At 72.9% G+C, this 23,772-nt stretch carries 20 protein-coding genes and 1 pseudogene; 6 read left to right on the top strand and 15 right to left on the bottom strand.

What is annotated here, in order from left to right; translation table 11 throughout:
• Window position 1: 1 nt before the first annotated feature.
• A complete protein-coding gene (locus ABT288_RS11040; protein WP_351605083.1) occupies window positions 2-1,399 on the bottom strand; it encodes an NCS2 family permease in 1,398 nt (465 codons plus the stop codon).
• 168 nt (window positions 1,400-1,567) lie between these two features.
• Between ABT288_RS11040 and ABT288_RS11035 the strand changes: the two genes are divergently transcribed.
• Window positions 1,568-2,137, top strand: coding sequence for a SigE family RNA polymerase sigma factor (locus ABT288_RS11035; RefSeq protein ID WP_351605081.1), 570 nt, complete (start codon window positions 1,568-1,570; stop codon window positions 2,135-2,137).
• The gene (locus ABT288_RS11030) at window positions 2,134-2,985 is read left to right on the top strand and encodes a hypothetical protein (protein WP_351605079.1); all 852 of its coding nucleotides are present in this window, start codon (window positions 2,134-2,136) and stop codon (window positions 2,983-2,985) included. The genes ABT288_RS11035 and ABT288_RS11030 overlap by 4 nt, the downstream gene beginning before the upstream one ends.
• Window positions 2,986-3,099: 114 nt before the next feature.
• Here ABT288_RS11030 and ABT288_RS11025 read toward each other — a convergent pair whose 3' ends face one another.
• Window positions 3,100-3,897 carry an HAD family acid phosphatase gene (locus tag ABT288_RS11025; RefSeq protein ID WP_351605077.1) on the bottom strand — a complete coding sequence of 266 codons (798 nt, stop codon included), beginning with the start codon at window positions 3,895-3,897 and terminating at the stop codon, window positions 3,100-3,102.
• 108 nt (window positions 3,898-4,005) lie between these two features.
• On the opposite strand from ABT288_RS11025, the gene ABT288_RS11020 reads away from it, so the two are divergent.
• Both ABT288_RS11020 and ABT288_RS11015 read left to right on the top strand, forming a co-directional pair.
• Window positions 4,006-4,497, top strand: a complete 492-nt coding sequence (locus tag ABT288_RS11020) for a hypothetical protein (RefSeq protein WP_351605074.1) — start codon at window positions 4,006-4,008, stop codon at window positions 4,495-4,497.
• A 103-nt stretch (window positions 4,498-4,600) separates the two neighbouring features.
• A complete protein-coding gene (locus tag ABT288_RS11015) occupies window positions 4,601-5,083 on the top strand; it encodes a hypothetical protein (RefSeq protein ID WP_351605071.1) in 483 nt (160 codons plus the stop codon).
• 106 nt (window positions 5,084-5,189) lie between these two features.
• On the opposite strand, the pseudogene ABT288_RS11010 reads toward ABT288_RS11015, so the two are convergent.
• From ABT288_RS11010 to ABT288_RS10960, 11 genes and pseudogenes are all read right to left on the bottom strand, one after another.
• Window positions 5,190-5,564, bottom strand: a pseudogene (locus ABT288_RS11010) (hypothetical protein); the annotation flags it as partial.
• Between the two features lie 97 nt (window positions 5,565-5,661).
• Window positions 5,662-7,395 carry an L-arabinonate dehydratase gene (araD, locus tag ABT288_RS11005; protein WP_351605069.1) on the bottom strand — a complete coding sequence of 578 codons (1,734 nt, stop codon included), beginning with the start codon at window positions 7,393-7,395 and terminating at the stop codon, window positions 5,662-5,664.
• Window positions 7,383-8,294, bottom strand: coding sequence for a dihydrodipicolinate synthase family protein (locus ABT288_RS11000; protein WP_351605066.1), 912 nt, complete (start codon window positions 8,292-8,294; stop codon window positions 7,383-7,385). The genes araD and ABT288_RS11000 overlap by 13 nt, the downstream gene beginning before the upstream one ends.
• Window positions 8,291-9,010: a GntR family transcriptional regulator gene (locus ABT288_RS10995; RefSeq protein WP_351605063.1), complete on the bottom strand. Its 720-nt coding sequence runs from the start codon at window positions 9,008-9,010 to the stop codon at window positions 8,291-8,293. Before ABT288_RS10995 ends, ABT288_RS11000 begins: the two co-directional genes overlap by 4 nt.
• Before the next feature lie 120 nt (window positions 9,011-9,130).
• Complete coding sequence (locus ABT288_RS10990) at window positions 9,131-9,892, bottom strand: MBL fold metallo-hydrolase (protein WP_351605061.1); 762 nt, start codon at window positions 9,890-9,892, stop codon at window positions 9,131-9,133.
• Window positions 9,893-9,954: 62 nt separating this feature from the next.
• A complete protein-coding gene (locus ABT288_RS10985; RefSeq protein WP_351605059.1) occupies window positions 9,955-11,859 on the bottom strand; it encodes an ATP-binding cassette domain-containing protein in 1,905 nt (634 codons plus the stop codon).
• Window positions 11,860-11,933: 74 nt separating this feature from the next.
• Entirely contained in the window at window positions 11,934-13,277 is a 1,344-nt protein-coding gene (locus ABT288_RS10980; protein WP_351605056.1) for a lanthionine synthetase C family protein, read from the bottom strand.
• A complete protein-coding gene (locus ABT288_RS10975; protein ID WP_351605053.1) occupies window positions 13,274-16,468 on the bottom strand; it encodes a lantibiotic dehydratase in 3,195 nt (1,064 codons plus the stop codon). Before ABT288_RS10975 ends, ABT288_RS10980 begins: the two co-directional genes overlap by 4 nt.
• Before the next feature lie 113 nt (window positions 16,469-16,581).
• Window positions 16,582-16,746, bottom strand: coding sequence for a hypothetical protein (locus tag ABT288_RS10970; protein ID WP_351605050.1), 165 nt, complete (start codon window positions 16,744-16,746; stop codon window positions 16,582-16,584).
• Between the two features lie 323 nt (window positions 16,747-17,069).
• Complete coding sequence (locus ABT288_RS10965) at window positions 17,070-17,651, bottom strand: TIGR03086 family metal-binding protein (protein WP_351605049.1); 582 nt, start codon at window positions 17,649-17,651, stop codon at window positions 17,070-17,072.
• 4 nt (window positions 17,652-17,655) lie between these two features.
• Complete coding sequence (locus ABT288_RS10960) at window positions 17,656-18,102, bottom strand: DUF6010 family protein (RefSeq protein WP_351605046.1); 447 nt, start codon at window positions 18,100-18,102, stop codon at window positions 17,656-17,658.
• 750 nt (window positions 18,103-18,852) lie between these two features.
• Here ABT288_RS10960 and ABT288_RS10955 point away from each other — a divergent pair.
• Window positions 18,853-20,085 carry an MFS transporter gene (locus ABT288_RS10955; protein ID WP_351605044.1) on the top strand — a complete coding sequence of 411 codons (1,233 nt, stop codon included), beginning with the start codon at window positions 18,853-18,855 and terminating at the stop codon, window positions 20,083-20,085.
• Here ABT288_RS10955 and ABT288_RS10950 read toward each other — a convergent pair.
• Both ABT288_RS10950 and ABT288_RS10945 read right to left on the bottom strand, forming a co-directional pair.
• Complete coding sequence (locus ABT288_RS10950) at window positions 20,022-21,185, bottom strand: hypothetical protein (protein ID WP_351605041.1); 1,164 nt, start codon at window positions 21,183-21,185, stop codon at window positions 20,022-20,024. The genes ABT288_RS10955 and ABT288_RS10950 overlap by 64 nt on opposite strands.
• A 67-nt stretch (window positions 21,186-21,252) precedes the next feature.
• Window positions 21,253-22,194 carry a 5-dehydro-4-deoxyglucarate dehydratase gene (locus ABT288_RS10945; RefSeq protein ID WP_351605038.1) on the bottom strand — a complete coding sequence of 314 codons (942 nt, stop codon included), beginning with the start codon at window positions 22,192-22,194 and terminating at the stop codon, window positions 21,253-21,255.
• 213 nt (window positions 22,195-22,407) lie between these two features.
• On the opposite strand from ABT288_RS10945, the gene ABT288_RS10940 reads away from it, so the two are divergent.
• Window positions 22,408-23,217 carry an NAD-dependent epimerase/dehydratase family protein gene (locus tag ABT288_RS10940; RefSeq protein ID WP_351605036.1) on the top strand — a complete coding sequence of 270 codons (810 nt, stop codon included), beginning with the start codon at window positions 22,408-22,410 and terminating at the stop codon, window positions 23,215-23,217.
• The last annotated feature ends 555 nt before the right edge of the window (window positions 23,218-23,772 follow it).

The following is a 23,772-nucleotide window of genomic DNA, read 5'->3' as shown; positions in this document are numbered from 1 at the left end:
CTCACTTCACCCCGAGCATCTGCTCGACCGGGTCGATCGCGAAGTAGACGAGGAACAGCGCCGACACGGCCCACAGCAGCCAGTTGACCTCCCGCGCCTTGCCCAGCACCGACTTGATGACGACGTAGGACAGGAAACCGGCCCCGATCCCGTCGGTGATGGAGTAGGTGAACGGCATCGCCGCGATGGTGAGGAACGCCGGAATGGCGATGTCGTACCGGTCCCAGTCGATGTGCTTGACGTGGGTCATCATCAGGAAGCCCACGGCGATCAGCGCGGGCGCCGCCGCCTGGAGCGGGACGATGGTGAGCAGCGGGGTGAGGAAGAGGGCGAGGCCGAACAGGCCGCCGGTGACGAGGTTGGCGAGGCCGGTGCGGGCGCCCTCGCCGACGCCGGCCGCGGACTCGATGTAGGCGGTGTTGGAGGAGGCGGAGCCGAGACCGCCGACGGCGGCCGCGGCGCCGTCGATGAACAGCACGCGGCCGATGCCGGGCACCTGCCCCTTCTCGTCCAGCAGTCCGGCCTCCGCGCTGATGCCGACGATCGTGCCCATGGCGTCGAAGAAGTCGGACAGGATGAGGGTGAAGACCAGCAGGACGGCGGTGAGGACGCCGGCCTTGGCGAAGCCGCCGAACAGGCTGAAGTGACCGATGAGCCCGAAGTCCGGGGCGGCCACGAGCTTGCCGGGCACCTTGGGCGTGGTCAGGCCCCAGCTCTTGATGTCGGCGACGGCGTTGACGATGATCGCGACGACGGTCATCGTCACGATGCTGATGAGGATCGCGCCCTTCACCTTCCGGGCGAGCAGCGCGACGGTCAGCAGCACGCCGAGGCAGAACACGAGCACGGGCCAGCCGGTCAGGCGGCCGACGGCGCCCAGTTGCACGGGCACGGTGGTGTGCGCGGCGTCCGGGATGCGGCTGACGAACCCGGCGTCGACGAAGCCGATGAAGGCGATGAACAGGCCGATGCCGACGCCGATCGCCTGCTTCAGCTGCTGCGGGATCGCGTTCATGATGGCCTCCCGCAGTCCGGTGAGGACCAGCAGGCAGATGAGCAGGCCCTCCAGGACCACCAGGCCCATCGCGTCGGGCCAGCTCATCAGCGGGGCCAGCTGGAAGGCGACGACGGCGTTGAGGCCGAGGCCGGCGGCGATGGCGAGCGGGAGGTTGCCGCCGACGCCCATGACGATGGTCATCACGCACGCCACCAGCGCGGTGGCGGTGACGAGTTGGCCGGTGTCGAGCGTGTGCCCGAACCTGTCCTTGGCGCTGCCCAGGATGATCGGGTTCAGGACAAGGATGTAGGCCATGGTGAAGAACGTGGCGAAACCGCCGCGTATCTCCCGGGCGAACGTGGATCCCCGCTCGGAGATCCGGAAGTACCGGTCCACTGACATGGTGCCACTCCTCGTGACCTGGTGATCGGCTTGCGGATGCTGGCTGGATTGTTCCCCTGTTCAACCTGTTTCAGGTTTTCCCCGTGTTACGGAATCTGGTTCGGTGGACCATACGTTGTCCGATACCCCGTACAGTCATTCGAGAGCCGCACCGAGACGAGGTCACCCGTGGGCACAGTCGTCGACGACGCCGCCTCCGCGGAGTTCCATGCCTTCTTCGAACGGCACTACGCCGAACTCGCCCGGCTGGCCGCCCTGTTGACCGGTGAGGCCGACGCCGCCGACGACCTGGCGGCGGACGCGCTGCTGGCGCTGTGGCACCGCTGGGACCGGGTGCGCGCGGCCGGCCATCCGGTGGCGTACGCGCGGGGTGTGGTCGCCAACCTGGCCCGCACCCGGATCCGCAGCGCGGTGCGCGAACGCCGCAGGATCGCGCTGTTCTGGCCGCACCGCGAGGAGAGGACCGAGAACCCGGACGTGGCCGGGGTGGTGGACGTACAGGATGCGCTGCGCAGACTGCCGTTCCGCAAACGGGCGTGTGTGGTGCTCCGGCATGCGTTCGACCTGTCGGAGAAGGACACCGCGCTGGCGCTCGGCGTCTCGGTGGGTACGGTGAAGAGCCAGACGTCCAAGGGCATGGCAGAACTCCAGCGCCTGCTCGGCCCCCAGGGCGATCCGCGGCGGGCGCACGCGGCGATGGCGGCCCGGGGCGCCGCGAGCGGAGGGCGGAACCGATGAGGCGGCAGGACGTGCACGACGAGCTGCGCGCCCGGCTGCAGGAGGCGGCCGAGGCCCACGAACCCGACCGCGCGCGCATCCGGGCCCGGGTGGAGCGGGGCATGGCCGCGCGGACCGGCCCTTCCGGCCACGGGTCCACGCGTCCGCCGGTGTTCGGCTGGCTGCGGGTGGCCGGCGCGACGGCGGCCGTCGCCGGGGTGCTCGCCGTCGGCGGATACGCGGTGGCCTCCGTGGTCCGCGGCGACCGTCCGCCCGCCGGGCAGACGGTGGCGGTCTCGCCGACGCCGAGTTCCTCGCCGGAGAGGACCGCGCGCCCTCCGGCGCATTCCGGAGCCCCGGCGCCCGGCCCCGGCACCCCGCGCCCGCCCCGCACCCCGGGTGCCACAGCTTCCCGGACACCGACGGCCTCCCGGCGCCCGCCCGCGGCACACGGCGAGCAGGACGGTCCCCTGTGGTCGGACGGCTCGGTGGACCCGCACGGCAACGACTTCTGGGCGCAGAGCGACCTGACCCTGAAGACGGCCGGCCAACTGACCTCCCTCACGGTCGAGTTGCGGGTGGCGCAGACCGGCGGGGTGTCCTCGACGGGCGCGTGGCGTTCGCTGCCGGAGGGGGACTTCGGTCTGAGCGTCGTGGAGAGAGGCGGGTTCGTCGTCTACACCTGGACGCTGAAGCAGGGACGTACGGTCCCGGCCGGGCAGTGGGTGTTCGCGGGGCAGTACGACCATGCGCGGGGCGGGCGCGACGCGAAGGACGACAGCTACAGGATCAGCGGTACCGCCGGGGGTCGTGTGTACGCGGTGACCGGTGACTTCGCCGCACAGGGCGGCTCGGGCGGTGGCGCGTGAGCCGCGGTCGCCGGGCTCTCGGACCGGCCCGCGGCCGAAGCCCCCGCCACGGCACGGTGCTGCCGGTGACGGGGGCCGAGCACGAGCGGCCGCTCAGGACGAACGGCCAGGGCCTCAGCCGACGAAGTACGTCGGGTTCGGCAGCTTGTAGGTACGGTCGGCGTGGCCGCCGTCGAGGTCCGAGTACTGGTCGCCGAAGTTGGCGATGATCTCGTAACCCAGGTCGTCCTCGATGTGCTTGCGCGTCCCGGACTTGTACTGCACGGTCGTGCAGTTCCAGGCGTTCGGGGTGGCACAGTCGCTCAGGTAGGCCGGCGGGTTGGCCTTGTCCTTGAGGAACATGTGGTCGGCGTCGAGGTTCACATCGGCGCCGACCTTCTTCAGGTTCGCGACCGCGGCGGCGCGCTGGGCCTCGCTCAGACCGGAGTTGTAGAAGACCTCGACGCCCTTGGACTCGGCGTACCGGACCAGCTCGGGGCTGCCGAAGACCTCCGGGCGGTCGGCCTTGTTCACGTAGTCGTTCCACGTGGTGGGGTTGAACGTGTAGTTGTAGCGCTTCTCGTAGTCGAGGCTGAGCAGCAGCGTGTCGTCGATGTCGAACATGACGGCAGGCTTCTCGCCGTGACGGCGCGCCTTGCGGGCCGCCTTGTCGATATAGCGCCTGGCGTCGGCGTCGATCTGCGCCAGGTCCTTGGCGTACGGGCTGTCCGGGGACGCCTGGTAGACGCCGTTGCTGTCGGCGGTCGTGCCGTAGTAGGTGTCGATGTCCTTCACCAACTGCCCGATGTTGTAGGGCTCGTGGGTGGAGTTCGCCGTCGACTGCCCGGCGGTGGCCGCGCCCGCGCCGTACAGCGCGACACCGGCGAGAGCACAGGCTGCACCGGCGGCGACGGCTCTGTGGGACTTCCGCATGGATTCTCCGGATCTGGTGAATGAGAGTGATGTACCAGGTCAGAGACCATCTACGCGCATAACTACCTGCGCTGCGAGCCCTGTTATCCGATCGATACACTGTTCCGCGTGATCACCGTGCAGGGACAAGAGCACCGGGAGAGCGAACCCGGGTACCGGCCGGAGGACTTCGTCGCGGACGGCGCTCTGCGCGACGTCCGCGTCCTCGGCACCACGCTCGACGACTGGCGGCGCATGGCCGAGGGGCTGCGCGTCCTGCCGGGACGGCACGTCCTCACCTGGACACTCGCCGGCACCACGGACACCGGCGTTCCGGACGCCGCTGCCGTCTGGTCCCGGCTCGCACAGGACCCGCAGGAATCGGTGAGCCTGGCCGTCGACATCGCGGGCACGTGGTTCACCTGCTACTTCTTCGAGCCCGAGGAGATCGGGTTCACCTTCGACCCCCGCGACGTGACGGACCGGGAGACCTTCGAGCCCGTTCGCGACTTCATGGCATGGCTGGGAACATCCACCGGCCGGGAAGTCATCCTGACCATGGAGACCACCGACCACGCCACCATCCCCGCGCTGCTCCGGTGGCAGCCCCCGGTGTCATGACGGCCGGCCCCCTTCCTCCGCCGACCCGCCGCGTCCTCGGCGAGCTGCTCGTCCGGGTGAGCGGCGGACGGCTGTCCGCGCTCGAGTTCACAGGACCACTGTCATGAGATTCGTCAAGACGCACTGGCACGGCCACGGTTTCTACGTCGACCCCACCGCCTACCTCGCCGAACTGCCCCGCCTGCGCGGCCTCCTTCCGCCGGGTGCCTGGGCGTTCGCCTCCGATCCGGGACACTACGACATCCCGGGCGCCGACCGGTGCGTCAAGGATCTGGAGCTGGCCGGAATCCATCCGGCGACCGACAAGAGCGGGCGACTGGTGCTGGAGTTCGCGCCGAACCGGTTCAAGCACGACTCGGGGCTGCGCATCAGCTACTCGGGCGTGCGGCACTTCTCCATCGACCACCACCATGCGATCGACTGGATGCGGGTCGACACCGTGCTGCTCGACGAGATCCTCCCGGAGGAGGAAACCGGCGAGGACGGTGCCGAGGGCGCCGGCTGTGTGCACGAGATCGCGCTCACCGACGCATCGATCACCGTCCGGTGCCAGGACCTCCGGGCCGAGTGGGGCAGCCCGAGCTGAAGCCGGGCGTCAGTTCATCGTCGCGCCGATGGTCGTGCTCCCCGTCGTCAGGAACGTCGTGTCCGGCAGGAAGCCGTCCGGCTTGCGGGCGTTGTACACCGTCGCACTGCAGGTCGGCGAGGATGAGGATCGCGAAGAAGGGCACCCCCGCGCCAGAGATCCGCGACGACCGCCGCCGGAAAGACGGTCGAGGTGTCCGAGAGCCGACTGGTGCCGTACGACCCGATTCCCGCGTCGGCGAGGTAACGGGTGGTGCCCGTCCGGGAGTTGTAGAGCAGCACCCGGATCGCGGAGGTCAGCACTCCGGAGACGGCCCACGGGGAGAAGACCAGGGCACGGCCCGGCGCCCGCCCGACATGAAGCCCAGCATCAGCAGGGCCGCCGGGGTGATCAGCAGGTACGGCAGCCCGCGCGGGGTCGCGGAGGCACGGCGCCGCCGGGGTGGCGCGGGCGGTTTCGCCACGGCTGCAGCTTGGGCCATGACTGTTCTCCGTTCGCAGTGGGACATGTACAGCGGGGACAGGTAGCGCTTGCTACGTACACATGGGTGAAGCGCTTCACCTCTCCCGATGCGTGGGTCAGCCGGCGTACGGGTCCGGCACCAGGCCCGGCCGGGCCAGGAACTCGAAGTCGCAGCCGGTGTCGGCCTGCGTGATCTGGCCGTTGTAGAGGACGCCGTAGCCGCGCTCGTGACGGGCGGGCGGCGGGGTCCACGCGGCGCGCCGGCGCCCCAACTCCGCGTCGTCCACGTGGAGATGGAGGCCGCGGGCCGCGACGTCCAGGGTGATGAGGTCCCCGGTCCGCACGAGGGCCAGGGGCCCGCCGACGTACGACTCCGGGGCGACGTGCAGCACACAGGCGCCGTAACTCGTGCCGCTCATCCGGGCGTCGGAGATCCGGACCATGTCCCGCACGCCCTGCTTGAGCAGGTGGTCGGGGATGGGGAGCATGCCGTACTCGGGCATGCCGGGGCCGCCCTTGGGACCGGCGCCCCGCAGGACCAGCACGCTGTCGGCGGTGATGCCGAGCGCGGGGTCGTCGATGGTGCGCTGCATGGTCCTGTAGTCGTCGAAGACGACCGCGGGGCCGGTGTGCCTCAGCAGGCGGGGCTCGGCCGCGATGTGCTTGATGACCGCGCCGTCCGGGCAGAGGTTGCCGCGCAGGACCGCGACCCCGCCCTCGCTCGCCACCGGGTTGTCGCGGGGGCGGATGACGTCGTCGTGGTGCACCCGCGCGCCTTCCAGCTGCTCGCGCAGGGTGTCGTACGACACCGTCGGCCGGTCGAGATGGAGCAGGTCGGTGATCCGGGACAGGAATCCGGGCAGGCCGCCCGCGAAGTGGAAGTCCTCCATGAGGTACTTCCGGCCGCCCGGGCGGACGTTGGCGAGGACGGGCACGGTCCGGGCGATGCGGTCGAAGTCGTCCAGGGTGAGCTTCACGCCGGCCCGGCCGGCCATGGCGATCAGGTGGATCACGGCGTTGGTGGAGCCGCCGAGGCCGAGCACCGTCGTGACCGCGTCCTCGAAGGCCTCACGCGTGAGGATCTGCGACAGCCTCCGGTCGCCGCGCACCAGCTCCACGGCCGTCATCCCGGCCCTGGCGGCCATCCGGTCGTGTCCGGAGTCGACGGCGGGGATGCTCGACGCGCCCGGCACGGTCACGCCGAGGGCCTCGGCGGCGGCGGTCAGCGTGGACGCCGTACCCATGGTCATGCAGTGCCCCGGGGAGCGCGCGAGCCCGCTCTCCAGCTCGGTCATCTCGCAGTCGCCGATGAGACCGGCCCGCCTGTCGTCCCAGTACTTCCACATGTCGGTACCGGACCCGAGCACCTCGCCCCGCCAGTGCCCCGGCAGCATGGGCCCGGCGGGGACGAAGACGGCGGGCAGACCGGCGCTGGCCGCACCCATCAGCAGCGCGGGCGTGGACTTGTCGCACCCGCCCATCAGCACGGCGCCGTCGACCGGATAGGAGCGCAGCAGCTCCTCGGTCTCCATCGCCAGCAGGTTCCGGTAGAGCATGGGCGTCGGCTTCTGGAAGGTCTCGCTCAGCGTCGAGACCGGGAACTCCAGCGGGAAGCCGCCGGCCTGCCACACGCCCCGTTTCACCGCCTGGGCGCGCTCCCGCAGGTGCACATGGCACGGGTTGATGTCGGACCACGTGTTGAGCACGGCGATCACGGGCTTGCCCAGGTGCTCCTCGGGCAGATACCCGAGCTGCCGGGTCCGCGCCCGGTGACTGAACGACCGCAGCCCGTCGGTGCCGTACCACTGATGGCTTCTCAGCTTCCCGGCGGGGTGGTTCATATGGACCATCCGGCGGTGATGGCGGCGACCTCGGCGCGCTCGTCCTCGGGCAGCGGCCTGCTCGGCGGGCGGACGTCGCGGCGGCACAGACCGAGCGCGGCGAGGGCTTCCTTGACGACGGTGACGTTGTTCGCGGAGCCGTGGGCGGCGCGGAGCTCCTCGAAGCGGCGGATCTGCTCCCAGACCTTCATGGCGGCCGCATAGTCGCCGGATCGAAGCGCTTCAACCATGTGCAGCGAAACGGCCGGGGCGACGTTCACGAGTCCGGAGGTGAAGCCGGTGGCGCCCGCCGAGAAGTAGGAGGGAGCGTACGGCTCGGCGAGGCCGGCGACCCACACGAAGCGGTCGAGGCCCGCGTCCCGGGCGAAGGCCGCGAACCGTGCGGCGTCCGGTACGGCGTACTTCACGCCGATGACGTTCGGGCAGTGGTCGGCGAGTTCGGCGAGGCGGGCGCCGGGCAGCTGCGCGTTGCGGATGTACGGCACCACGCCCAGCCCGGGCACGGCCTCGGCGACGGCGCGGTGGTAGTCGACCCAGCCGGCCGCCGAGACGTACGGGTGGACGGGCTGGTGGACCATCACCATCGGGGCGCCGAGGTCGCGGGCGTGCCGGGCGGAGGCGATGGCGGTGGGCAGGTCGTGGCCGACGCCGACGAGGACCGCGGCACGGTCGCCGGCCTCCTCGACCGTCAACTCGGTGACCAGGCGGCGCTCTTCGGGGGTGAGGGCGTAGAACTCGCCGGTGTTGCCGTTGGGGGTGAGGGTGCGGATCCCGCCGTCGAGCAGGCGACGCAGCAGGGCCCGGTGGGTGCCGGTGTCGACGGAGCCGTCCGCGGCGAAGGGGGTCACCGGGATGGCCACCACGTCGGCCAGGGCCGCCCGCCCGGTCTCGAACGTCACGCTGCTCATGAATGACCTTCCTGGGGGTGGGGGCCGGCGGCCTCGGTTCCCCCGGTGTCCTCGGCGTCCCCGGCGTCCTCGGTGTCCCCGGTGTCCGAGGGGAATGCGCGCCGGACGAAGGAGGCGATGTGGGCGTGCAGGGCGCTCGCCGCGCCGTCGGCGTCACCGTGGAGCGCGAGCCGGAGGATCTCCCGGTGTTCGACGGCCTCCCGCTCCCAGGAGGGCTCGGCGGCCCAGGCGACGGCGGAGACCAGCGCGGCCTGGTCGCGGACCTCGTCCAGCATCCGGCCGAGCAGCGGGTTGCCGCACGGCAGGTACAGGGCGCGGTGGAACTCCCGGTTGGCGAGCGACCGTTCGGCGGTGTCGTGGGCGGCATCGGCCCGGTTCAGCGCGTCGCGCGCGGCGTCGAGGGAGGCGCCCCGCCCGACGGTTCTCCTCAGTGCCTCGGGTTCCAGCAGCAGCCGCACGTCGTAGACCTCGCGTGCCATGTCCGCGTCCACCATGCGCACCGTGACGCCCTTGTACTGGTTCATCACGACGAGTCCGGTCCCCGCAAGGGTCTTCAGCGCCTCCCGCACCGGGGTCTTGGACACCCCGAACTGCGCGGCCAGCTCCGTCTCGACCAGGGCCTGACCGGGTGTCAGCCGTCCGGTCAGGATGCGGTGTCTGATCGCGTCCAGCACGAACTGCGTGCGGGACGGGATCGGTGTGGGCACAGAGGTCATGCGGCCCTCTCGGATCTCACATATCGCGTCTCATATATGACGTACGAAGTGCGACGCGGTTGAAGGTAGGAGGGGGTCCGTGTTTCGTCAATGCCTGTGACAAAGGAAAGCCGGGCTGCGTCAGACGGTGTGGACGGCACCCTCGACGGCGGCGCGGGTGGGCCGGCCGGAGACCGCGGCGGCGCGGGCGGTGGCCGCCTCGCGGGTGAGCGTGGGTCCGACGTGGGTCACCAGCAGCTCGCGGACGCGCGCCGCATGGGCGATCCGGCCCGCGTCCTCGGGGGTCAGATGGACCTGCTCCTGGTGTTCGCCATCGCGATGCGTGTCGATGTCCGCCTCGCACAGCAACAGGTCGGCACGGGAGGCGAGTTCACCGAGCGCGGCACACGGCCCGCTGTCCCCGGAGTAGGCGAGCACGCTCCCCTGGCATTCGGCGCGCAGCCCGTAGGCCTCGGTGTCGTGGGCGACGGCGCGTGCGGTGAGGCGGAGGTTCCAGTGCCGGACGTCATGGCCGTCGTACAGGGGCCGGAAGTCGAAGACGCCCTTGAGGAAGTCGACGTCCGCCCGCCCGAGGAAGCCCGCCAGCCGGCGGGCGCAGTCCTGCGGGGCGTACACCGGGATCGGTACGGCCGGGGTCATCCCGCCGTAGGCGAAGGCGTAGGCGGCGGGCAGCAGGTCGGCGCTGTGGTCGGCGTGCAGATGGGAGATCCAGATCGCGGTGAGCCGTGCGGGGTCCGTGTGCCGCTGCAACGCGGCGAACGTGCCGGGCCCCGCGTCCACCCACACCTCGGCACCCCCGCCGGACAGCAGGTATCCGGAGCAGGGCCGGTCGGGGCCGGGGTGCGGGGAGGCGGTGCCGAGGACGGTGAGGGTGAGTGGCATGGGGGGAGAGTACGACGGCCGGGGGTCCGCCTCGGTCCACCCGGGCAAGCGGAACCGGGGCGTCAGGCGCCCGGTACGGGGGCGTACTGGGCGGCCTGGGCCTCGTAGAGGGTGCGGTAGTGGCCGTTCGGGAGGGTCATGAGGTGGCTGTGGGTGCCGTGTTCGATGAGGTGGCCGTGGTCGAGGACGTAGATCAGGTCGGCGGTGGCGGTGGCCGCGAGGCGGTGGGTGATCAGGAGCACCGTGGTGCCCTGGTCGGCCAGGTCGCGCAGGGCGCGGAACGCCTCGATCTCCGCCTTGGGGTCGAGGGCCGAGGTGGGCTCGTCCACGATGAGCAGCGGCGCCGAGCGGTAGCGGGCCCGGGCGCTGCCCAGTCGCTGCCACTGGCCGCCGGAGAGCTCGGTGCCGCGCTCGAACCCCTTGATCACCAGGCTGTCCCAGCCGTACGGCAGGGCGGCGACGGTACCGGCGACGTCCGCGTCGGCCGCGGCCTTCTCGACGCGGTGCTGTGCGCAGTTCCGGTCGCTGCGGCCGATGTGGACGTTGGCGCGTGCGGTCATGGGCCACTGCGGGAAGTCCTGGGTGAGGACGGCGACCTGGTCGAAGACGGCCGCCCGGTCGGCGTCCCGGATCTCCGTCCCGTTCCACCACAGGCGTCCGCCGCTGGGCAGGTAGAGCCCGGCGACGAGTCTGGCGAGGGTCGTCTTGCCCGAGCCGTTCTCCCCCACCAGGGCGACGACCTGCCCGCGCGGGATGGTGAGGTCCACCGCGTGCAGCGCGGGCGCGGTGGCACCGGGGTAGGTGAACGAGACTCCCTCCAGCCGGACCGCCTTGAACGGGCCGGGAACGGCTGAGCCGCCGGCGGGGATGGCGTGCTGCCGTGCCGTGGCACAGGCACGTTCCCAGTCCTTGAGGTACATGGCCTCCTGGTAGAGGCGGTTGACCTGCATGACCAGGGACTGGAGCCCGGCGCCGGCGGTCCGTACCGCGATCACGGCGGTGCCGGCCACGGCCAGGGGCATTCCGCCGCTGGTCAGCAGCGCCCACAGCAGTCCGTAGGCGGCCAGGGCAGCCAGCCCCGACCCGGCCGCGGCGGCCGTCTGCGTCACCGCCTCCGCACGGGCCAGCCGCCACTGCTCGCGCTCCATCGTCCCGGACATGTCCGCATAGGCGTCGACCAGCAGGCGCCCGGCGCCGTGCACCCGGATCTCGGCGGCGCACCGCTGGTCGGTGAGTTTCTCGGTGAGGACGGCGATGGCGCGGCGGTGCTCGATCCAGGCGTGGCGGGAGGCGTACCGGCGCCGGGCGGAGAGGACGGCGCCCCACCCCTGGGGGGCGGCGATCAGCAGGAGGGTGAGGACGAGCAGCGGATGCAGCAGGAACAGGACGCCGGCCGCCGCGGCCAGGCTGATCAGGGCGTTGAGCACGAGGACGGAGGAACCGAGCATCGCACGGATCGAGTCGGTGCCGAACTTCCCCGCGTCCAGCGTGCGCCTCACCGCCTGGTCCTCCAGCGCGGCCAGCTCCACGCGGATCACGCCCTCGTAGAACCGGGCGGTGCACACGCGCTCCACCTTGGGCTCCAGCCGTCCCGACGCCGCGGTCGACACCGCCCCGAGCAGCGCGAGCAGGGCGGCGACGGCGGCCATGGCCACGAGGCCGGGCAGTGCCTGGCGCAGCCGTGCCGGGGTGGGACCGGCCGCGAACAGCGCCAGCAGGACCGTGTTGGTGGCCACGAGGGCGAAGGCCCGCATCAGCCCCTGCCCGAGTTCGGCGGCCAGCAGGGCGAGCAGCGCCGTCCGGTCCTCGCGCCAGGCGGCCTTCGCCACGGCGCCGATCACCTGCGGGAACTGCCGGGCCATGGTCCACAGGCCCATCCGCAGCAGGGGCAACTCATGTCCCGCGTACGCCGATTCGTAGCGCAGAGCGCCGCCGAAGAGCAGCCGCTCGCTGTCGGAGACGGGCAACTGCGGCCGGGCGCGGCGACGTTGGCGCCCCCTACGGAGGTGCGGGCGCCGCACAGGGATCTTCGGGCGCCTCATCAGGCCACCAGGAGGGCGGTCTGCCAGGGTGAGGCGCAGCCGCCGGCCGCGTAGGCGCGCAGGGCGAGTGCGATGCCCGCGCTCCCGTCCAGGAAGCCCGCGCGATGGGGTGCCTGCCGCAGTCCTTCGCCCAGCTGCGGGCGGACGTACTCGTATCCGAAGGGGAGTTCGGGGCGATGGGCGGCCAGCAGGGCGGAGGCCAGCGCGGGCAACCGCCCGGTCAGCCGGGGGTCGCCGCTGTCCCGGGCCATCAGGCCGGTGAGGTGGAGCAGTCCCGCCCAGCCGTGGCACAGCGAGCTGTCGGTGACGGTGCCCAGCAGCCCCGCGAGCGCCGTGGCCTGGGCGTCGGCGGCCTCCTTCCGCCAGTCCGGGCGGTCCAGGGCGATGCCCGCGAGCTGAAGGGCCCGGGCGGTGCCGGGCGTCCCGTAGCACCAGGCGATCATGCGGGAGTGGCCGGCGTGCGGGTCCGCCGCGCCCACGAAGGCGTCGAAGCTCAGTACCCCGGGCCACGTGCCCTGCTCGGTCCGGTGGTCGAGGAGGTGGCCGGCGATCGCGCTGATGGCATCGCGCTGGCCGGGGACGCGTACGCCCTCGCGCCAGGCGAGCGAGAGCAGCGCGAGCGGCCCGCTGACGCCGTGCGCCAGGCCGAGGTTGAAGTGTCCGCGGGGGAACTGGGGGCCGTGGCCGGGCTCGAGCGGCACCCACCAGCCCGGTACCCGGTGTCCGTGCGCTTCGACGGGTTCGGTCAGGCGCACCAGATAGCTCAGCACGTCGGTGAGCGGCTCGCGGTGCCGGTCGCCGCGCAGCATCAGGCAGCGGCCGAGTCCGGTGGCGCCGGCGACGACGTCGTACGTGCTCATCCGCACGCCCGCCCGGCCGGACGCCAGCCGTCGTTCCTCGTCGGTGAGCAGCCGGTCCAGCTGTGCCGTCACTCGGCCGTCGAGGGTGTCGAGCAGTCCGGCGTAGTCGTCCGCGCCGTGCCGGGCCGTGTGGGCGGCGAACGCGAGCGAGGCGGCGCCGCCGAACAGCCCGCGCTCGGTCGGCCCGCTCAACCCCCGTACGGCGGCGGCCAGGTGGGCGTGCGCGGCGCCGCGGAAGCGCTCCTCGGTGTGGGACAGCTCGGCGAACAGCAGCGCGACACCGGCATGGGCCTCGCCCAGCCCGAGGGTGCCCCAGGGGGACTGTGCGGAGGGCATGCCGGTCAGCAGGTCGGCGTTGCCGGGGGCGCGGGCGGCGGTGGCCACGCTTTCCGGGTCGATGAGCCGTTCGGCGAGTTCGGTCACGACGGCGCCGATCCGTGCGTCGGTCGCCTCGGTGGCCGTGTCCTGTACGGGGGCGCTCATGAGCAGCTCCTGATGCGGTCTCGATGGGCTTGCACGGCGCCGCGCATGACGGCGGTCGCGGCCTGTTCGGCCTGCGGGCCGATGCCGATGACCCGGTTGTGATGCATGTGCAGCAGGGAGAGGAAGACCGGCACGGGTGCCGACCAGGCGTCGTCGCCCAGCGTGCGCAGGGTGCGCGCGTAGGCGGTGACGGCCGCCGTACGGGCCTGCCATGAGGCGAGCAGTTCCTCGCCTCCCGGCCGGCCGCGCAGTCCCGGCCAGTCGCCGTGGACGTCCACGAGCGGCAGCACCTCGCGCCTGCGTTTCTGGAAGGCGTGGTGCATCTCGCCGCGCGGGACGGCGTCGAGGACGCGCCCCAGCCAGGCCGGTTGGGCGCTCTTCGCCTCGTGGGCGGTGTACGCCGTCCAGAACGTCCGGGCGATGTGGGCCTGGCCCAGCGCCGCCACCGTGACCGGATCCAGGGTGAGCCGCCCGGTCTCCCGCAGCCTCAGTGCCTCGACGGCGGCCAGGCTGTCGGCGTGGAAGACCCGTTCGGCCGCCGCCATGGCGCGGGGGCCGCCGTAGCGCTCCAGCTCGGGGTCGTACGTGCAGAGGCCGATGCCCCGGATCAGCGCGGCGGACCGGAGCGTCGCGGCCCAGCGGTGCAGCCTGGGCAGCAGGGTTGCCGTGAGGGTGTCCGGCGCGCCGTGGAAGCGCAGCCGGAGCAGGTCGTCGGGGCTGCGGTAGCGGATGAAGAACCAGCGGTCCACGTCCTCGGGAAGGCCGTCGAGCAGGTCGTCCAGGTGGTGGACGAGCAGCTCGTTCTGCCGCGCGGGCGTGCAGTGCACGGTGGCGTACAGCCACTCGCCGCCGGGCGGGTGCTCCGCGGAGCGCGTCCGGCGCGGGGCGGGCCGGCGGGTCCGCGTGGTCCGGAGCGGGCCGGGCTCGTCCCGCGCCGCCCCGGCGGGCCGTGCCACCAGCGGGATGATCAGCTCGTTGCGGTGGGTGCCCTCGGGGCCGGTCAGCCATCCGCCTCCGGCCCCGCCGGCGTCCCACCTCTCCAGCACCAGGGTCTCCGGGCGCCGCTTCAGCTCGTGGCGCAGCAGGCTCAGATGGAGGGGGCTGGTCAGGTCGAGTTCGAGGCGCTGGTCGGCGTAGACGAGGCAGATCCGGTCGGGGACCTGCCAGCGCTCGCGCCACTCCGCGACGGCCCGGGTCCATGCGGGGTACGGCGTGTCCTGGTCGAGGACGGCTTCGGTGGGGCGCCAGCGGGCCAGGCTGAGGACGGTGCGGCCGTAGCGGACCCGGGGCACGTACGGCAGTTCCTCGGCGCGGCCCCACTCCCAGGAGTGGACGCCGCGCACCTGGCCGCGCCCGATCTCGTCGAGCAGCCGCGCCGCGTTGGGGGCCAGGGTGCGGGTGTTGAGCTTGTGCAGCACGCTCGGTACGACCTCCCGGCCGCCGGCCGTGTCCACGATCACCAGTCGATGGGGGTCGGCGCAGACCGCGAGGTCCCCGAGCGCCAGCGTGCCCGGATCGGCGGGGTCGGCGAACACCCCGACGGGCAGCCGGTGTTCCAGCCACTGGGGCACCTGGGTGACGTTGTCGCCCCGGCCGTGGCGGGCCTGGAAGACGATCTGGGCGTGCAGGGCGTCCGCGCGCTCGCCGTCGGTGACCCGGGCGAGGCGGGTCAGGGACGGGCGCAGTCCGTCGGGGAGCAGAGCGGCGAACCGCCCGAACGTCGCGGCGGCGGGGCCCGCCGAGCCGCCCATCACGACCAGGCGGAACTCGCCGTCGCGCAGGGCCCGCACCGAGGGCGCGACCAGCCGGGTGACGAGTTCGATCGAGGGTGCGCGTGCGGTCTTCGGACGGGCGAGCCGGCCCACCAGGGGGTGCGCCTCGTCGAGGACCACCTCCTGGGCACCGCGGAGCAGCGCCTCCTGGGCGAGCTGGGTCATCAGCCGGTCCCGTCGGGTCACCTCCGGCGTCCGTGGCGGGAGGGGGCGGTTGCCGGGCGGGTGTTCGTAGCCGGCGGGGGCGCCCAACCCGGCGTCGGGGTCCAGTACGTCGGTGACCGGGACGGCCCGTCCCACGCCGTACCGCTCGACGAACTCCGTGTGGTAGGTCCGCAGCGCGGGGTAGCCGGTGCCCTCCGGGGCCAGGCGCCACAGCAGATCCGCCGCCCGCTCGGCCTCGGCCGCCACCTCGGGGGGCAGCCGTACCTCCGCGTCCATCGCGAGATCGACCTGGATGCCCCGCTGGGCGGGCCGCAGCCGGCGCATCCGGGTGCCGGCCTCGGACCAGAGCGCCCGGCCCTTCCCCAGCGGCCGGTCCCGGTACGCCTGAAGGCACCGGGTGATCTCCCGCAGTTCCGCCAGTTCGGGCAGGGACCGCCCGGGCAGCGCGCCCAGCGTGTCCAGGACGTGCGCCGCGGCGTCGGGTGCCTCCGCCGGCGGGGTCAGGTCGGTGAGCAGCACCTGTTTGCGGACCAGACCGGCGAGCATCCGGACGATCGCCCCGTCGGGGGCGGAGGGGAACCGCTCGGCCAGGCGCTTGGCCAGCTCCGGGCAGGGCAGTGGCGTGCGTACGGTGTCCAGCGCGGCGCGGACGGCCGGTGTGTGGCGCACGCTGACCTCGCGCACGGGTTCGGTCTCCTCGACACCCAGGTCCGGGAGGTAGGAGAGCACCAGCCGGTCGCCGCGCACCCGGCACAGGTTGTTGGCCGTGAGCCGCAGGCAGCGCAGCACCTCCGGCCGGCCGGCCCAGGAGGCCGTCAGCGCGGTGACCCAACTCCGCTCCAGCCGGACGGACTTGCGGTGCGCCGGTCCCAGGCGCACATGAGTGTCCCCCGCGCTCCCGGCGAACCGTGCCACCGCGACCCCGGCCATGATCCCGAACGGGGTGCACCGCGTGGCCATGCGCAGGAGGTACGAGGTGACCGCGCGGACGGCGCGCCGGATCTCGGCGGCACCGCGCTTCTCCCCGCGCAGGATCTCGTCCCAGCGATGGGCGAGCGGCGGGCTGGAGATCTCGACCGCTTCACGCAGCAGGCCGTCGGCGGCGAGCGCGCGGAGGTATGCGAGGCTTTTCTGAGTTTCGTCGGCAGCGCCTTCCGTAATGTCGGCGAAGGTTGCCTCGGAACATTTTTCGGGCAGCGTGGGAATACGCAACAGCGCAAAGCCGGTACAGGAGTACAAAGGCTCGTCGGTCACCAGGATTCTCTGCTTTCTGGGCGTCCTGAGCGTCTTCCTGGGCGGTGACCGCAGCCCCCCTTCCGGTCGCGGCCGGAAGGGGAGCCACTTGTCACGTCAGGCTGATCCTGGCGTCAGTTGCAGTTGAAGATGGTGCAGCAGTCACCCGTGCACTCGTTGCTGCACAGCGTCGGGATGCCGCTGCTGCTGCCGATGCTGGTGGTCGCTTCCTCGGTCGGGTCCACGATGGTGCGGACGTCGAGGTCGAAAACGTCCGTCGTGGTGTTCTGAGCAGGCATGACCAACTCCTGTTCCGAAAGGGAATACGGCACGAAAAGCCGAAGATTCATCGGCCACTCAAACGATCGCAGCGCAATCGAGCCGGCCGCAAGAGAACCGTCGGCCCGTGGGTGATTTTGCGCCTGCCACCTCGAAGCCGGCCCGGTCCGCGCAACCCCCGTGCACCCCGGGAGCCGCCCCCGGTATGCCTCGGCGCAGCCGGATTCCTTACCTTTCCCCTCTCACCCCCCGGGCCGGAAAAAGGATTTTCCCGTCCGGGGTGAACCACCGCTGGAACATGTCCTGATCTATTTTCGCGATAATGCGATGACCGATGTTCCTGTTACGGGCGCCATCCCGGATCCCGCCCGCTCAGCCCCGCCGCCCGGTCCAGCAGGGGTGCCTCCGGCGGCACCGGGACGACCGGGCCGAAGAGTCCGCCGCCGCGGTTCGGGTCCCCGGCGGCCGCGAGCAGGAAACCGTGGGCCGAGTCCAGGGCCGCGGGGTCGGGAGCATAGGGCCGGCCGACGGCACGGGCCAAGTCCCAGCCGTGGATGACCAGTTCGTCGGCGACGACGGCACCGGCGAGCTCGCCCGGCAGGTCCACCCCACCCGCGCGGGTCATCCCGGTCCAGGCGTCCGGATCGCGCCAGGCGTCGGCCAGTTCGTCCAGGGCCTTGGGCAGCTCCGCCCGCCAGCCGGGGCCGATGTCCGGCACGGCGGCGGTCGGCTTGGTGTCGGTCGTCGTACCGAGGTCCTTGCGGGCCGCGTCGCGGAAGGCCAGCGAGAGCATCTGGATGTGGCCCAGCAGGTTCCGCACCGCCAGGTTCGGGCACGGTGTGGGTGCGCCCAGCTGGTCGTCGGTCACGGACTCGGCGAGCCGCGCCACGATCCGGGCCTGCGGGCCGAGGTCGATCATGGTCATGCCGTTACTCCTTCACGGTTGCACTCCTCGTACGGAGGGCTGACCGGCCGGCCCGCGAGAACTCATCGGTGCCGCGCAGCCGCTCCCACGGCGACCGCCCGCCGCCCAGGCACCACAGCGCGATCACCGGGTCGCACAGCGCGCACCCGAACGAGGAGTCGTGGGCGAACGGGATGATCGGGTGCCCCTTGAGGTGGTGCACCACGTCCCAGGCCGTGTGCAGCAGCCAGCCCACGCCGATCCAGGCCCAGGAGTCCAGGCCCTTGTACGCCACCCAGGTGGCCACCGCGGTGAACACGAACTCCCAGCCGCCGAGGCCGCCGCCGCTGAGATAGGCGGCACCCGCGCCGGCGACCATGACCGCGTTGAGGCGGCGCCGGTGCCGCTCCGGGACGAGCGACATCAGCAGGACGTAGACGAGACCGATCAGGATCGGGGCGATGCAGCGCATGCCGCCGACAGTAGATCCGGGCGAGCTCCCGCCCCAGGCCCATTACCGACAGGTCCCGACGGATTGCCGCCGACGGCAGCCGACGGACGGGTACGCAGGAGACCGCGCCCGGGAGGGAGGGTCGGGAGCCTGGTCCCGAGAGGGCGGGAACCTGGTCCCGAGAGGTCGGGAACCTGGTCCCGAGAGGGCGGGAACCTGGTCCCGAGAGGTCGGGAACCTGGTCCCGAGGGGGCGGCAGCCCGGGGACTGGGAGAGGCGGGAGCCCGGGGACCGGCAGGGGGCAAGAGCCCGGGACCGGCAGGGGCAAGAGCCCGGGACCGGGAGAGGCAGGAGCCCGGAGACCGGGAGAGGCAGGAGCCCGGGACCGGGAGCAGCAGGAGCTCAGGCCCGGCAGCGGGCGCCCGGACCCGGCAGGGCGGGAGCCCGGGGACCGGAGAAGCGGGAGCCCGGGGACCGGCAGGGGGCGCCCGGGCTTGGGAGGCACATGCCCCGGGCGCGGGAAGCGCGCAAGAGCCTGCCCGCGAGGCACACATCCCGCCCGAGCCCAGGAGGCACGCAAGCCCCAGCCGGGAAGGGCAGGGCCCCGAGCTCAGGAGGCGCAGGAGCGTGGGGAAGCGGGCGGCAGCCGAGCCGGGGAGGGACGAGCGCGGAAGTGGGAGGGGTGCCCCGTCCTCGTGGAGCGCCCGGTGTGCCGGGACAGGGCACCTTACCGATCCCCGCCGCCCCGCCTTAGACCCACGATGAGCAGGCATGACGACTTCCTGGACCCCGCTGCGCGTGCTGCGGCAGCGCAACGCGGGGCTGTATCTGGCGGCCGTGGTGGTGTCGGGTTTCGGCAACTCCGCGCTGTTTCTGGCCTCGGGTGTGTGGGTGAAGGACCTCACCGGCTCCGACGGCCTGGCCGCGCTGTGCATGCTCGCCATGTGGGCCCCCACCGTGGCCGGCCCGCCGCTGGGCACGATCGCCGACCGCGTCCGCCGCAAGCCCCTGCTGGTGGCCCTGAACGCGGGCCTGGCGGCCCTGCAGCTCACCCTGTGCACCGTGCACTCCCCGGGCGGCCTGTGGCTGCTCTTCACCGTGCTGCTGGTCTACGGCGCCGCCGAGGTCGTCCATGACGCGGCCGAGTCGGCCCTGGTGACCGCGGCGATCGGCCCAGAGCTCCTCGGCGACTTCAACGGGCTGCGCATGGCCGTCACCGAAGGTATGAAGCTCGTCGCCCCGGCGACCGGGGCGGGTCTGTACACGGCCTTCGGCGGCCCGGCCGTCGCCTGCCTGGACGCGGGCACCTTCGCGGTCGCCGCCGGGCTGTACGCCCTGCTGCGGGTGCGCGAGGAACGGCCCGCCCGGTCCGCCGGCAACTGGCGCGAGGAGACCGCGGAGGGCATCCGGCACCTGTGGGGTCACCCGGAGCTGCGCCCGCTGGTCCGGGCGGGCGGTGCGACGATGCTCCTCACCTCCCTGTGCGGCACGACGCTGTACGCCGTCGTCGACCGTCTCGGTCGCTCCCCCGCGTACACGGGCGTGCTGTACGCCGTCCAGGGCGCCGGTTCGGTGGCGGCCGGGCTCGTCTCGGGCGCCGCGCTACGGCGGCTCGGCGCGCGCCGGTTCGCGGCGGCGGGGATCGCGCTGACGGCACTCGCGGTGGCCGCCCGTGCCGTGCCCACCGACCCAGTGGCCCTCGCGTCCTCGGCAGCGGCCGGTCTCGGCCTGCCCTGCGTGCTCGTCGCCGCGTTCACCGCCGTCCAGCGGGAGACGCCCGGCCCGCTGCTCGGCCGGGCGACGGCCACCGCGGGCACCCTGGTCTTCACACCCAACGCCGTCGGACTGGCCGTCGGCGCGGCCCTGGTCGAACTGGCCTCCCCCGCGCTGCTGTTGCCGCTGTACGGCCTCGCACTGCTCGGGACGGCGGCCTCCCTGGCTCAGCGCGCCGACAGCGCCTCGCGCACCGAGGCGAGGTCCGAGTCCGACGCCAACCCGGCGTGATAGAGCCGCAGTTCCGTCGCGCCCTGCGCACGCGCGCGTGCCGCGTCCACCGCGAGTGTGCCGGGGCTGCCGCCCATCCCGGAGACGACGGTGAGGTTGGCGGCCAGCACCGTCCCCTCCCGGGCCGCTGCGGCGAAGGGCGCCAGCAGGGCCGTACCGCCGGTGCAGGGCACCACCACGCCGTCGGCGACGGCGAGGACGCGGGCGGGGTCGACGCCCGCGTTGGCACCGCAGTGGTACGAGACCGGGTCGGCGTGCAGCAGGACCTGGAAGCCGGCCGGTGCGGCGGCGCGTACGGCGGCGACGGCCTCCTCCTGGAGCGTGCCGGCGACCTCGTCGCGCCACGCGCGCGTGCCGGCCGCCTTCTCCTCGCCGAGCAGCTGGGCGACCGTCGGCCAGCCCTCGTCGTCCGCCGCGCCCCGCCACAGCGGCTCCAGCGCGGCCCGCACGGAAGCCGTCAACTCCTCGGGGTCCAGGCCCCGTCCGGCGTACCCGGCGCGGCAGGACGGGCAGAAGCACAGGGACATCAGGTACTGCCCGGCCTCGCCGAGACCCACACCGCCGGTCTTGTCGTGGGCGTGCAGGTGCTGGAGCCCGTACCAGCCGACGGACTCCAGTTCGGTGCCCCGCGCGCCGGGGCGTACGGCGGCCTCGGCGGCCAGGTCGACCAGGTAGGCGCGCGTGGCGGGCTGGGCGATGCAGGGCGCCCACGGGTAGTGGTCGCCGTAGGCGTTGACGACCGAGGTGTCCGGGTGTTCGGCGCCCAGGCGGGAGTTGTGCGCGAGGACGGCCCAGGTGTGCACCTCCAGGCCCGCCGCGGTCAGGGCCGCTGCCGCCTCGCCGTAGGCGTCGCCGGGGGCCCAGCGGCCGGCGGGGTAGGGCCTCAGACCCCGGCCCGCCCAGCGCTCGCCCGGCGGATAGAGGACGGCCGCGTACTCGGCGGTGACGATGCGGTGGCGGGGGTGGCGGGGGGTCAGGGCGCGGGTGGAATGGTAGGCGGCGGCCAGGGTCACCTGCTCCACGCCGAGCCCGGCGATGCGGGCGGGGGCCACGGGATCCCCGTTGACATCCCAGGGGTAGACGAACGCCGACGCCTTCACACGCCCTCCTCCGAGCCGCACGGACGCTCGCTCACGCGTCCCCCGTCCGAGCCGTGCCGACGCTCGCTCACGCGTCCTCCTCCAGCAGCGCGTAGCCCCGCTCGATCAGCTGGGCGAGCTGTTTGACGTGGTCCTCCGCCGGCTCGTGCAGCGGGGGCCGGACCTCGCCGACGTCCAGGCCGCGCAGCCGTACGCCCGCCTTGACGAGCGAGACGGCGTAACCGCGGCCCTGGGCGCGCAGTTCCACGAACGGGCGGTAGAAGCCGTCCAGGAGGCGCCGCAGGGTCGCGGTGTCGCCCGCGGTCAGGGCCCGGTGGTAGGCGAGGGCGATCTCGGGGGCGAAGCAGAAGACGGCCGAGGAGTACAGGGTGACGCCGAGGGCGTGATAGGCGAGCTGGGTCTGCTCGGCGGTGGGCAGGCCGTTGAAGTACAGGAAGCCGCCGGGGACTTCGGTGCGTACGGCGCTGATGATCCGCTGCATCAGGTCGAGGTCGCCGAGGCCGTCCTTGAGGCCGATGATCCCGTCGGTGCGGGCGAGTTCGACCACCGTCCGCGGGGCGAAGACGGCGTTGTCGCGCTGGTAGACGATCACCGGCAGGCCGGTGGCCGCGGCGACCTCCCGGTAGTGCCGCAGCAGGCCCTCCTGACCGGCGAGCACGAGGTACGGCGGCATGGCGAGGAGGCCGTCGGCGCCGGCCTGCTCGGCGAGACGGGCGTAGCGGACGGCGAGCGCGGTGCCGTAGCCGGCGCCCGCGACCACCGGGACGCGTCCCTCGGCCGCCTCCACCGCCACCCGGACGCAGGCCTCGAACTCCTCCGGCAGCAGCGCGTGGAACTCCCCGGTGCCGCAGCAGGCGAACACGGCGGCGGCACCGGCGGCGACACCGCGGCGGACGTGGGTGCGGAACACGTCGAGGTCGAGCGAGCCGTCGGGGCCGTAGGCCGTGACGGGGAAGAAGAGGGGCCCGCTCGGTTCGTCGAGCCGTTCGGTGAGAGGGGCTGGCGTCACGGGCTCTCCCTTGGGACACACCGGTGCATGTTTCTGATCCACGTCCATATTTCTGAACGCGACCACGCTACGGGGCCTCCTTATGGCAGGTCAAGCAGGCAAACTCGCAACACCCGGAGCGAATTCGCCGACTTCACGCCACACTTGACGGTGCGCGGCGAAGCTCTCTAGCGTGTCCACGTATGTGAATAACGGCCACAAGGAGAAGTGCCGATGCCCGCTCCCCGCACCGTTCTGCTCACCGGCGCCGCCGGCGGGCTCGGCACCCTGATGCGGTCCCTGCTGCCGCCGTACGGCTACACGCTGCGCCTGTTCGACGTGCGCCCCGTCGAGGACGCGCCGGACGCGATCACCGCCGACCTCACCGACACGGGGGCCCTGCGCGAGGCCGTACGGGGCGTGGACGCGGTCCTGCACCTCGCGGGCATCTCCCTGGAGGCCCCCTTCGGGAAGATCCTCAAGTCCAACATCGAGGGCACCTACAACCTCTACGAGGCAGCCCGCCAGGAGGGCGTGCCCCGGATCGTCTTCGCCTCCTCCAACCACGCCGTCGGCTTCACCCCGGCCCCGCGCCCGGGTGAGCCGCTGATCCCGGTCGGCACCCCGCGCCGCCCGGACACCTTCTACGGCCTGTCCAAGTCCTTCGGCGAGGACCTCGCCCAGCTGTACTGGGACAAGCACGGCATGGAGACCGTCTCCGTGCGCATCGGCTCCTGCTTCCCGGAGCCGACCAGCGTGCGCATGCTCTCGGTGTGGATGAGCCCGGCCGACGGCGCCCGCCTCTTCCACGCGGCCCTGACCGCCGAGGAGGTCGGCCACACCGTCGTCTACGGCTCCTCCGCCAACACCCGGCTGTGGTGGGACCTGACCACCGCGCGGGCGCTCGGCTACGAGCCGCAGGACGACTCCGAGCCGTACGCCGAGAAGCTGATCGCCGAGCAGGGCGAGCTGGACCCGGGCAACCCGGCGCACAGCCACCTGGGCGGGCACTTCGTGAACGACCCTCCGATCTGGCCGTACTGAGCCTGCCGGACGGGACGCCGTGCCGCCAGGCCGGCCGGCACCGGGGTGACGGCCCTGTCCCGCCGCCGCACCGGGGCCTGTCCCCACGGCGGCCACCGGTGCACCCGGGACAACCACGAACCTCCCCTCGCCCCTGCGCCGAGCCGGGCCGGGCCGAGCCGGGCCGGGCCGCCCAGCAGTCGCCTCCCGGCGCGAACACCGTCGGCCGGACCCCACGGGCACCACCCGCACGGCGCCCAGCCCCGGCGCCCCCCTCCCGGCCACACCCGCCATGACCCCGCCCGGCGAAGGCCACCGAACCCGGACACACGGCAAACCCCCACCGGCCCGCAAACCCCGACGGAGGACGGCCGACGCGACGGCCACACCCACCACACCCCGACGCCCGGCAGGCCCCCGGCAACGACACCGATCGGCCGGACCCCACGAGCAGCACCCACACGGCCCACAGCCCCGGCGCCCCCTCCCGGCCACACCCGCCATGACCCCGCCCGGCAAAGGCCACCGAACCCGGACACACGGCAAACCCCCACCGGCCCGCAAACCCGACGGAGG

This window comes from Streptomyces sp. NPDC001093, from assembly GCF_040298985.1.
GTDB lineage: Bacteria > Actinomycetota > Actinomycetes > Streptomycetales > Streptomycetaceae > Streptomyces.
Note: the sequence above shows the minus strand (reverse complement) of the source record. Positions and strands in the feature narration are given on the sequence as shown.

What these genes read in the sequence shown, in the direction of transcription:
- ABT288_RS11040 (WP_351605083.1), bottom strand. Translation starts at nt 1,399, where the DNA reads ATGTCAGTGGACCGGTACTTCCGGATCTCCGAGCGGGGATCCACGTTC.
- ABT288_RS11030 (WP_351605079.1), top strand. Translation starts at nt 2,134, where the DNA reads ATGAGGCGGCAGGACGTGCACGACGAGCTGCGCGCCCGGCTGCAGGAG.
- ABT288_RS11025 (WP_351605077.1), bottom strand. Translation starts at nt 3,897, where the DNA reads ATGCGGAAGTCCCACAGAGCCGTCGCCGCCGGTGCAGCCTGTGCTCTC.
- ABT288_RS11015 (WP_351605071.1), top strand. Translation starts at nt 4,601, where the DNA reads ATGAGATTCGTCAAGACGCACTGGCACGGCCACGGTTTCTACGTCGAC.
- araD (WP_351605069.1), bottom strand. Translation starts at nt 7,395, where the DNA reads ATGGTCCATATGAACCACCCCGCCGGGAAGCTGAGAAGCCATCAGTGG.
- ABT288_RS11000 (WP_351605066.1), bottom strand. Translation starts at nt 8,294, where the DNA reads ATGAGCAGCGTGACGTTCGAGACCGGGCGGGCGGCCCTGGCCGACGTG.
- ABT288_RS10995 (WP_351605063.1), bottom strand. Translation starts at nt 9,010, where the DNA reads ATGACCTCTGTGCCCACACCGATCCCGTCCCGCACGCAGTTCGTGCTG.
- ABT288_RS10990 (WP_351605061.1), bottom strand. Translation starts at nt 9,892, where the DNA reads ATGCCACTCACCCTCACCGTCCTCGGCACCGCCTCCCCGCACCCCGGC.
- ABT288_RS10980 (WP_351605056.1), bottom strand. Translation starts at nt 13,277, where the DNA reads ATGAGCGCCCCCGTACAGGACACGGCCACCGAGGCGACCGACGCACGG.
- ABT288_RS10970 (WP_351605050.1), bottom strand. Translation starts at nt 16,746, where the DNA reads ATGCCTGCTCAGAACACCACGACGGACGTTTTCGACCTCGACGTCCGC.
- ABT288_RS10965 (WP_351605049.1), bottom strand. Translation starts at nt 17,651, where the DNA reads ATGACCATGATCGACCTCGGCCCGCAGGCCCGGATCGTGGCGCGGCTC.
- ABT288_RS10960 (WP_351605046.1), bottom strand. Translation starts at nt 18,102, where the DNA reads ATGCGCTGCATCGCCCCGATCCTGATCGGTCTCGTCTACGTCCTGCTG.
- ABT288_RS10955 (WP_351605044.1), top strand. Translation starts at nt 18,853, where the DNA reads ATGACGACTTCCTGGACCCCGCTGCGCGTGCTGCGGCAGCGCAACGCG.
- ABT288_RS10940 (WP_351605036.1), top strand. Translation starts at nt 22,408, where the DNA reads ATGCCCGCTCCCCGCACCGTTCTGCTCACCGGCGCCGCCGGCGGGCTC.